Origin of the sequence: Kocuria sp. CPCC 204721, from assembly GCF_040980945.1 — a bacterium.
GTDB classification, from domain to species: Bacteria; Actinomycetota; Actinomycetes; order Actinomycetales; family Micrococcaceae; genus Kocuria; species Kocuria marina.
Window position 1 is genome coordinate 1 of the sequence record NZ_JAVKPO010000030.1, and the last position, 9,641, is coordinate 9,641.

General features: G+C 68.9%; 8 protein-coding genes and 1 pseudogene. 3 read left to right on the top strand and 6 right to left on the bottom strand.

Annotated features, from left to right (window positions below):
* Window positions 1–244 precede the first annotated feature (244 nt).
* Entirely contained in the window at window positions 245–1,663 is a 1,419-nt protein-coding gene (ribA, locus tag RF637_RS13560) for a GTP cyclohydrolase II (RefSeq protein WP_368845101.1), read from the top strand.
* A 15-nt stretch (window positions 1,664–1,678) separates the two neighbouring features.
* Here ribA and RF637_RS13565 read toward each other — a convergent pair.
* The 5 genes and pseudogenes from RF637_RS13565 to RF637_RS13585 all read right to left on the bottom strand — a co-directional run.
* Window positions 1,679–2,476 (bottom strand): annotated as a pseudogene (locus RF637_RS13565) (lysylphosphatidylglycerol synthase transmembrane domain-containing protein); the annotation flags it as partial.
* A gap of 14 nt (window positions 2,477–2,490) precedes the next feature.
* Complete coding sequence (locus tag RF637_RS13570) at window positions 2,491–3,312, bottom strand: class I SAM-dependent methyltransferase (protein WP_343902889.1); 822 nt, start codon at window positions 3,310–3,312, stop codon at window positions 2,491–2,493.
* The gene (locus RF637_RS13575; RefSeq protein WP_343902890.1) at window positions 3,309–4,367 is read right to left on the bottom strand and encodes a glycosyltransferase family 4 protein; all 1,059 of its coding nucleotides are present in this window, start codon (window positions 4,365–4,367) and stop codon (window positions 3,309–3,311) included. The genes RF637_RS13570 and RF637_RS13575 overlap by 4 nt, the downstream gene beginning before the upstream one ends.
* On the bottom strand, window positions 4,348–4,728 hold the full coding sequence (locus RF637_RS13580) for a 6-carboxytetrahydropterin synthase (protein WP_343902891.1): 381 nt from the start codon (window positions 4,726–4,728) through the stop codon (window positions 4,348–4,350). The genes RF637_RS13575 and RF637_RS13580 overlap by 20 nt, the downstream gene beginning before the upstream one ends.
* A gap of 10 nt (window positions 4,729–4,738) precedes the next feature.
* On the bottom strand, window positions 4,739–5,743 hold the full coding sequence (locus tag RF637_RS13585) for a zinc-binding alcohol dehydrogenase (protein WP_343902892.1): 1,005 nt from the start codon (window positions 5,741–5,743) through the stop codon (window positions 4,739–4,741).
* A 119-nt stretch (window positions 5,744–5,862) separates the two neighbouring features.
* Here RF637_RS13585 and RF637_RS13590 point away from each other — a divergent pair, with 119 nt between their 5' ends.
* Window positions 5,863–6,651, top strand: a complete 789-nt coding sequence (locus RF637_RS13590; protein WP_368845102.1) for a CDP-alcohol phosphatidyltransferase family protein — start codon at window positions 5,863–5,865, stop codon at window positions 6,649–6,651.
* On the opposite strand, the gene RF637_RS13595 is transcribed toward RF637_RS13590, so the two are convergent.
* Window positions 6,648–7,253: a TrmH family RNA methyltransferase gene (locus RF637_RS13595; protein ID WP_343902895.1), complete on the bottom strand. Its 606-nt coding sequence runs from the start codon at window positions 7,251–7,253 to the stop codon at window positions 6,648–6,650. The genes RF637_RS13590 and RF637_RS13595 overlap by 4 nt on opposite strands.
* A 91-nt stretch (window positions 7,254–7,344) precedes the next feature.
* Here RF637_RS13595 and RF637_RS13600 point away from each other — a divergent pair, with 91 nt between their 5' ends.
* Complete coding sequence (locus RF637_RS13600) at window positions 7,345–9,534, top strand: alkaline phosphatase PhoX (protein WP_368845103.1); 2,190 nt, start codon at window positions 7,345–7,347, stop codon at window positions 9,532–9,534.
* Window positions 9,535–9,641: the final 107 nt, after the last annotated feature.

Below are 9,641 nucleotides of genomic sequence, written 5' to 3' on the forward strand. Positions count from 1 at the left end.
GCGCCCTGCTCGCCGCCGGCGGACACCGGCCGTGGCGCAAGACCGCTACCCATGCTCATCTGTGAAGGGCCGCATTATGCGATCTTCCAAATCGATGTAGAGTGTTGTCAGGAGGGTGTTCAGTTGATTGTTCACACCAAAGGCTTAACACCCTCCGCCGGCAATTAATAGACCCCCAGCGAGATTGCTGGGGATCTATTCTGCAAACACGCGGAATTAGGACTTATTCATCTAGGCTGAATCCATGGCTCTCGAATATCGGACTTCCGGGGAATCGCCTGATGTCACCCGGCTCGTGACCACCCGGCTGCCCACCCGACATGGGGAATTCGCACTGCTGGGCTACCGGGATGCCCGCGGTGTCGACCATGTCGCGCTCACCCGTGGCGAGCCGGCGGCCGGCGGGGGGCCGGCGCCGCTGGTTCGGCTGCATTCGGAATGCCTGACCGGCGATGCCCTGGGTTCCTACCGTTGCGATTGCGGGGAACAACTCGACGCCGCCCTGGGAGCCATCGCCGCGGCGGGTCGTGGCGTCTTGATCTACATCCGCGGACACGAGGGCCGCGGCATCGGCCTCATCGACAAGCTCAGGGCCTATGCCCTGCAGGATTCAGGCATCGACACCGTGGACGCGAACACCCATCTGGGTTTGCCCGTCGACGCCCGCGACTACGACCAAAGCGCCCAGATCCTCCGCGAATTGGGCATCGAACGGATCCGGCTGCTGTCATCGAACCCCGCCAAACAGGCGGCCTTGGAAGCACTCGGCATCGGTGTCGAGTCACGGGTGCGGTTGAACGTCGCGGACCGCCAGGAGAATTCCGGCTATCTCGCCACGAAGCGGGCCCGAATGCACCACGATCCGCCGCCTGGGCGAAATGCCTGGGATGTGCTGGTCTCGGGCCACCTCCCGGGTGGCAGCCTATCTACCGAGGAAGAAGCGCTGCTGCTGCGCTACGGACCACTGGTCGAGGCCGGCCCGCGCCTGGTGATCGGCCAGCTGGGGCAGAGCCTGGATGGGTTCATCGCCTCGCGGACCGGAGATGCCTGTTTCGTGACCGGAGAACCGGATCGCAAGCACCTGCACCGCCTGCGGGCTTTGGTCGACGCTGTGCTCGTGGGGGCAGGCACCGTGGCGGCCGACGATTGCCAGCTCACGGTGCGCGCCGTCACGGGCAACCATCCCGTGCGCGTCGTCGTGGATCCGCAGGCGCGCATCCCGCGGACCGCCAAGGTGCTCACCGATGCGAGCAGTCGAACCCTGTGGCTGGTCGGCACCGACACCGCGGTCCCGGAGCCGTTGGCGCCGCACGTGAGCGTGCACCGGTTGGACTCGGTGCGGGGATTCGAGCCCGCGTCCATCCTCGCGCTCTTGGAAGGCCAAGGCCTGGGCCGGGTCCTCGTTGAGGGTGGCGGGCTGACCGTGTCCAGGTTTCTGCACGCCGGAGTGCTCGACCGCCTCTACATCACCAGCGCACCCCTACTGGTGGGTGACGGTGTCCCCGGAATCCGCTTTGATGGAACCGATGCGCTGTCCGGGGCCCTCTCCGCTCCGGTGCGTCGTTTCGTCCTGGGCGAGGACATCTGCACGGAGTTTGATTTCGCCGCGGCGCGGACGACGGCGTCGGCCACTTCGCACCAGGCGGATCAGCAGGACCGCTAGCCCGGGCAGTACCGACACCAGCGCGAGGAGCCCATAGGCCACCGACACGGCCACGCCTTGCTCCGGTGGATGGCCGAGGGCCATGAACCCCAGGGCGGCCGCGCCTTCCCGCGGCCCCCAGCCGGCAACATTCAGCGGGATGGACATCCCGCCCAGGGTGATGGCGGCCAGCACCGGGATCTGTCCCGCCGCCAGGTGGGGTGCCACCGCGAGGCAGGCCATCAGGAACATCACGGCAAACGCGCACCATCCCACCACCGACAACCCCAACACCTGGCCGATGTCCCTCTGGGGCAGCCGGCGCAGCCACGGCCAAGCCGCAGCACCAGCGGCCACGGCCACCAGCAACCCGATCGCCGCGGCCGCGGGCCAGGCGAACAGCAGTGCGATCCCCGCGGCCAGGAAAACCACCGAGGTGCCGGCGAGCCGCTCGGCGGAGACGGCGCCGACGCTGCTCTTGATCGTCTCGCGGCGCCGCTCGTGGCCCACCGGTCCTTGTTCGACCGCCCGCACCGCGTCGCCGGCCAACCCTCCAGGGAGCACCGCGTTCAGGAATGCCGCCTGCCAGCAACGCCCGATGGCCGCGCGCAGGCCCAGTTCGATGCCCTGCCCCCGGGCCACCAGCCTCCACCGCTGGGCTTGGACCACCACACCGGCCGTCCCCATGGCCAGCGCCCCGATGGAAGCCGGCCAGGACAGCACCCCGGCTGCCGCAACGAAGGGCCCCCTCCCCCACAGCAGGGCGGCCCACACCAGCAGTGCCGCCGCGACGGCGACCTGCAGCAGGGACAGTGCAATCCTTCGGCGGTTCATGCCATGACCGCCCCTCAGTGCGGGGGCAGGCACAACAGGTCCCGGTGGCCGACGGTGAGGTGCAAGCGCCCCGTTCGCACCTCCGCCAGCCGGTCCGCCAGCCAGGTGGCCACCGGGGAGGCCAGGGCCGGATCCTGTTCCACGACGGCTTCCGCCCGGTCACGGAGGTATCGGTCCATCAGGTCCCTGTCATCGGAGCCCAGTGCCCACGGGGTTTCCGCGGTCTGCACCTGCATGCCTCCGGCGCGGAGCCGTTCGGCTGCCTGCCCGACAGCGAGGGGGCCGGCAAGACCGTCGCGCCCCTGATGGACGTTGAATGCCGTGTTGACCAGGGCATCCGAGGGATGGACCGGGCTCAATTCCACATCCCCGACGACGCTGAGGCTGAGCAGTGCCGGGATGTTCCGGTCCACCAGGTAGTCGCAGAGTCCCTCCAGCTGCGGCATACCCAGCAAGTCGAGTACTGCGGAACAGGTGAGGAGGACGGGGCCGTCGGCGTCCCGTCCCAGCGTCGGCAGGTCCTCGATTCCCGCGACGACGCGGTCGATGTGCTCCACGGGCCCTCCGCCGGGTTGCGGGATGAGTCCCAGCAGGTCGGGATCATGGTCCAGCAACGTCCATGTCTGCCTGAACCGCAATCGCGGTGCCAGCCAGGCCAGGTTGGCGCCGGTCCCCGCACCGATGTCGATGACGTGTACCGGAGCCGCCGCCCGGGAGGGGGTGAAGTGGTCGGCCAGCGCATCCAGCAGCGGGCGCGAGGCTTCCCGGGCCCGCTCGTCCGCCGGCCGCCTCAGGGCCAGCCAGTCACTGGCAATGGGCCGCTCGGGGCGGCTCACGGGCCGAGGATTCGTAGCATGTCGATCGCCGCGTCGTGCCATGTCGGCATTCTATCCCGGGCGAGTATGGCGGCATTCCGCCAGCTGTTGCGACGGGCGGGGTCCTGGAGCCAGGAACGCAGCACCGCTTCGAGGCCGACCGGATCGTTCGGGGCTGCCGCGGCACCTGGTAGCGAACCCCCTCCAACGGCCAGCGCCTCTTCCGATCCCGTACCGGCCCCGACGATCGCGGGAATACCGCGGGCGAGCGCCTCGGTCACGACCATCCCAAAGGTCTCCTCCCGGGAAACCAGCAGCAGCAGGTCCGTCGCGGCCCAGATCGCGTCGAGTTCGGGGCCGGTCCGGGGCCCGGTGACGTGGACCCTTCCGGGAGCGAACGCGGATGCCGCGTGCTGCCGCACCCGGCGTGCATAGCCGGGCTCCGCGGCGCCGGGGCCCACTAGCATCGCCCGCCACGGCAGTGATTCAAGTGCCGAGAGGGCATCCAGCAGGGTGAGTTGGTTCTTGCGCGAGGTGAGCGAGGCCAGGACCAGCAGTTGCGGTGGGTTGCTGCCTCGGGCCAGCGGTGCGGGGTCCGTGCCGGGGGGCACCACCCGGGTCGGCAGTAGACCGTAGCGGGCCACGACGTCGCCGGCAGCCCACTCGCTGGTGCAGATCACGGTGTGAGCCGCCTGCAGGGCCCGGCGTTCCCTGGCCTCCACGCGGGCCCGGTCCGCGGGCGGCACGCTGCCCTCGGCCAGCAGGGACAGGTGGAACAGGACGTGCACCCGTGTCCCCCCGGCGACAGCGGCCTCCACTTCCGCGGGGGCCGCCGAGGCGATGATCCCGTCGAGGACGACCTGTGCACGACCTGCCAGGGTGGCGCGCAGCTCGTGGAGATCCGACTGCCCCGGGCGCGGCCAGCGTCCCCCGACCCCGCAGACGGACACGGTGCCGCCTGCCGCCCGGAGCGCGCGCGTCAGGGCCTCGTTGTACGCCGTCCCCCCGCTGGGGCCGGTGAGCCCCGCAGGAACCACGAACGTCGTTTCGCGGGGCTCACCCGAAGTCGACATCATGGGATGCCCAGGCATCGGGGTGCTCGCGCAAGAGCACCTCCAGGCCGGCGAACTCCGAGGTGTCAAAGTGCCGGCACAGTTCCTCGCTGATGTGCCCGGCGATGGCCTCCGTCGTGCTCAGCCGGCCGGCAAAGGCCGGATGCTCATCCAGGTTGGCATAGCGCAAGGACTCCAGGACCGCGGAAAGCATCGAGGACGCGGCCCCGATATCCATCACGACAGACTGTGGCCCGAGCTCGCGGCGACGCCAGGTCACCTCCACAACGAGGGTCGCACCATGCAGCGCTTGGGCGGGGCCAAAGAACGGATCAGGGAGGCTATGCGCGATCATGACGTGGTCGCGAACTGTCAATCGATACATGCGTACGACCCTAGCGACCGGAAGGGGAATCGGGATACCTGATGGCCCGGCAGAGCGAGGGCAGGACACCGCTGGAGAGGTCGGCCATGACGCCGGGCAAGTCATCGAAGTCCGACTCCCCGCTGATCAGGGCATCGAATGTCGGGTCCGCCAGCAGCTGCATGACCAGTTGCATGCGGGAGGCGTGGGTGCGGCGGTGGCGGCGCGCGCTGCCAATCATGGACACCTGGCTGGCGCTGATGCGCAGCCGGCGCGCGTGAAAGCCGGCCCCGAGGGGTACCTGCGGGGACTGGGAACCGAACCACGACAATTCGACCAGGTCGCCTTCGTCGCCGAGCAGTTCCAGCCCCCGGGCCAGCCCCGCGGCGGTGGTGGACGCATGGTAGACGATGTCGCATTCGCCGTCGGCGGCCCCTGGTTCCACCGCGTCCACGCCCATGGACCGGGCCAGGTCGCGCTTGGCCGGGTCCGGGTCAACGACTTGGAGACCGGCCAGCGGAAACCGGCTCAGCAACACGGCGAGCGACGCGCCGATCATCCCGGCGCCGAGGACCGCGATGCGGTCCCCCGCGCACGGCGGAACATCCCACAGTGCGTTCAGCGCAGTCTCCACCGGACCGGCCAGGATGGCACGGCGGCTCGGTACATCAGCGGGCACCGCCGTCAGGGCGTCCAGCGGCACCACATAACGGTCCTGGTGCGGATGCAGGCAAAACACCCGGTGTCCCACCCATTCCGGCGGGCCGTCGTCGACGACGCCGACCGATAGGTATCCATACTTCACGGGGTAGGGGAATTCCCCTTCCTGGAAGGGCGCCTTCATCCGGACGGCGACCTCCGGGGGGACCTGGCCCCGGTGCACCAGCATCTCGGAACCCCGGCTCACCCCCGAGTACAGGCTCCGTACCAGCGCCTCCCCGCCCTCCGGTGGACGCAAGCGCGCCTGCCGAAGTTCGCCTGCCTCGGGCGCGGTCGTCCAATATGCGGTGCTCTCCATCGGCTGCGGTGAATCCATGGTCCGATTATGCCCACACGGCCAGGAACACCGCAGTCCGGGGCGGTCATGAACCCCCGCCGCCGGGCGCCACGCCGGTAGACTCGCCACGCAATACCCGACGACCACGGAGGATGCCGATGCGCCGCTCGACGGCCCGGATGCGGCGACAGGCGCTCGTTGATGCGCTCTGCGCCCTGGTGGGCTCCGTGGGGCTGGGCATTGTCCTGGTGCAGTTCGGACAGGCCTCCTCATGGGGAAGCGTCGCGGCGGTGGCCAGCGGACTGACACTCGTCCTGGTTGCCGTGCTGATCGTCGTGCGGCGCAACCCGCTCTTCTCCACCCTGGCGGACCGGGTGACCCTCAGCCGGGCCGTGCTCGGCGGCGGATGCACCACGATCGTCGTCCTCGCCGCCCTCGGCACGGCCCCGCACCGCTCGTGGTGGCTGGTGCTGCTGGCTGCCCCGGCGGTGCTGCTGGACGCCGTCGACGGGTGGGTGGCCCGGCGCACCGGCACCGCATCAGTCCAGGGTTCGCGCCTGGACATGGAGACCGACGCCGCCCTGATGCTGGTGCTGTGCGTGCCTTTGGCCTTCACCCTGGGGCCGTGGGTCCTGGCGATCGGCGTGATGCGCTATGCGTTCGTGGCGCTCTCGTGGTGGCGCCCTGCGTTGCGGGGGCACCTGGAGTTCAGCCAATTCCGCAGGGTCGTGGCAGCCATCCAGGCGGTGGTCCTGGTGGTTGCCTTGGTCCCGTTGGTCCCCGAGCCGGCGGCGCAGGTTGTCGTGGCGCTCAGCCTGGCCCTCCTGGCCACGTCCTTTGCGCGCGACATCATCAGCCTCGAACGCGGTCACGGCTCCAGTCGCGGCCAGGCCCCCTCCCCTGCCGGCGGAGCCGCGGCCCCGGGCACGGAATCTGTGGGCCGCTAGCGGGGCGCCTGGCCGAAGGCGTGCCTGCGGATCCAGGCGTGCATGGCGATGGCGGCGGCGGAGGCGGCGTTGATCGAGCGGGTGGAACCGTACTGCTCGATGCTCAGCGTGGCCTTCGCCGCAGCGTGCACCGCCGGGCTCAGCCCGGGGCCCTCCTGGCCAAAAACCAGCACGCAGCGGCGCGGCAGCTCGTAGGTCTCCAGCTGCTCGGAGTCCGGGAAAATGTCGATGCCGATGACCTCCAGCCCCTCCTTCCGCGCCCAGGCGGTGAACTCGTCCACGGTCGGGTGGTGGCGCACATGCTGGTACCGGTCGGTGACCATCGCCCCGCGACGGTTCCAGCGCCGTCGTCCGATGATGTGGACCTCCTTGGCCAGGAAGGCGTTGGCAGTGCGCACCACGGTGCCGATGTTCATGTCGTGCTGCCAGTTCTCGATGGCAATGTGGAAGTCGTGCCGCCGGGTATCCAGGTCCGCGACAATGGCCTCGTGCAGCCAGTAGCGGTACCGGTCGGCGACGTTGCGCCGGTCTCCGTCGCGCAACAGGACCGGATCCCACTGGTCCCCGTCGGGCCATTCGCCCTCCCAGGGCCCCAGGCCCACCTCGGGCGGTGCCGCGGCCTCCCCGGCGGGCTGCGGTTCACCGGTCGGGGCACTGGGTTGCGTCGATTCGTCCACCGTCCCAGCGTAGTGCGTGGCACCGGGCCCCGGCGCGGCGGGACCGGCAACGGGCGCGGCCGCCGGGCAGGTGGCAGACTATGCGCTGGAGGTGGTCATGGCCATTGTCGATAACGGGATCTATGTCAACGGGCACCGGGTGCAGGATCCGGCGGAACTGGGTCACACGGTGCAGCAGATGCGCGAGCATTCGGGGATGGCGTGGCTGGGGCTCTACCGGCCCAGCGAGCAGGAGCTGCAGGCGGTCGCCGGCGAGCTGGGGTTGCACGCGCTGGCCGTCGAGGACACGCTGAAGGGCCACCAGCGGGCCAAGCTGGACCACTACGGGGACCATTCGCTGCTGGTATTGCGCCCGGCCCGCTACCTGGACGACGTCGAGAAGGTCGAGTTCGGCGAGCTGCACGTCTACATCGGCGAGGACTTCGTCGTCACGGTCCGGCATGCGGAGTCCCCCGACCTGGCCAAGGTCCGGCACCGCATGGAACAGGAGGAGCCCGAGCTCCTGTCCCTGGGGCCGCGCGCCGTGCTCTACGCGGTGGTCGACCAGGTGGTGGATGAGTACGAACCGGTCGTCGACGGGCTCTCCAACGACATCGACGAGATCGACGACCAGCTCTTCTCCGGCAACCCGAACGTGTCGCGGCGCATCTACGAGCTCTCCCGCGAGGTGATCGAGCTGCAACGGGCGACCCTGCCGCTGGAACGCCAGCGCCGGAACATCTTCCGCAACGCCGTCGGCCTGAGCGTCGTCGAACTGCGACGCAAGAAGAACGCCGGGCCGTGGGACTACGTCTGCGGGGCCCACAAGAATCGCAGAATCACCCTCGACACCGAATTCGAGCTGACCGGACCAGCTGCAGGATCCGAGCTTCTGAAAACCAAGCGGGACCGCCGCGCACGCTTCGTCGAGGGCACGCTGGGAAACTGCTCCGGCGGAACCACCCCCTGGGGAACAATCCTCTCCGGCGAGGAGAATTTCAACGGCTTCTTCCGCACCCCGGGCACTTCCGTCGAAGACAAGCGCTATGGCTTGGAGAACAAGGCCACCGGCATGGGCTGGGAGCTCGAGGATCCGCGCTTCGACGCCCGCGGCAAGGACTTCGCCAACGAGCCCCACCGCTTCGGCTACATCGTCGAAATCGACCCGGAGGATCCTCGTTCGACGCCCGTCAAGCACACCAGCCTGGGCCGCTTCAAACACGAAGGCGCCAACGTCATCGTCGCCGACAGCGGGCACGTGGTTGCCTACATGGGCGATGACGAGCGGTTTGATTATCTCTACAAGTTCGTCTCCAAGCGCAAGTACCGCAAGAACGACCGCCGCCACAACATGACCTTGCTGACCGAAGGGGACCTGTATGTGGCCCGGTTCTCCGGTACCTCCGAAAACGAGATCGACGGATCCGGCGACCTCCCCTCCGACGGCAAGTTCGACGGTTCCGGCCAGTGGCTGCCGCTCGTCGAGGACGGCAAGAGCCGAGTCAAGGGCATGGGCATCGAGCAGGTCCTGGTCTTCACCCGTCTGGCCGCCGACGCGGTCGGGGCCACCAAGATGGACCGTTGCGAAGACGTGGAACCGAGCCTGAAGTCCGGCAAGGTCTACATCGCGTGCACCAACAACTCCAACCGCGGCGTCGGCGCCAACGCGCAGGCCGATGAGGCCAACCCGCGGACCGAGAACCGCGATGGACACATTGTGGAAATCACCGAGCGCCGCGGCGACCACACCGCCACCCGGTTCAATTGGGACCTGCTGATGCTCTGCGGCGATCCCGCCCAGGGCGATGCGACCTACTTCAGTGGCTTCCCCGCGGACCAGGTCTCCCCGATCTCCTGCCCGGACAATGTCGCGTTCGACTCCGAGGGAAACCTCTGGATCTCCACCGACGGCGCCCCGGACGGCATCGGCTACAACGACGGCTTGTTCAAGGTCACCGTCGACGGCAAGAACCGCGGCAAGGTCGAGCAGTTCCTCTCGGTCCCCCGCGACGCCGAGACCTGCGGTCCGGTCATCCACGACGACGACTCCATGGTCTACGTTGCCGTCCAGCACCCGGGAGAGGAGGGCTCCTACTCCGAGATCCACTCGTACTTTCCGGACTACGTCCCCTCGGAGGCGCGCCCGGCGCCCGGCGAGGCCAGCGCCCCCCGCCCGTCGATCGTCCAGGTGTACCGCCCCTCGGCGCAGGCCGGTACGGGCCGGTAGACGGCCCGCGGAAGGCGGCGGAAAAGGGGCTGTTCCCCTAGATGATTAATTCCTATTGGTTTCAGTGGTCGTAGGCAGTCAATGAGCGTTTGTTCGGCGCGTTGAGG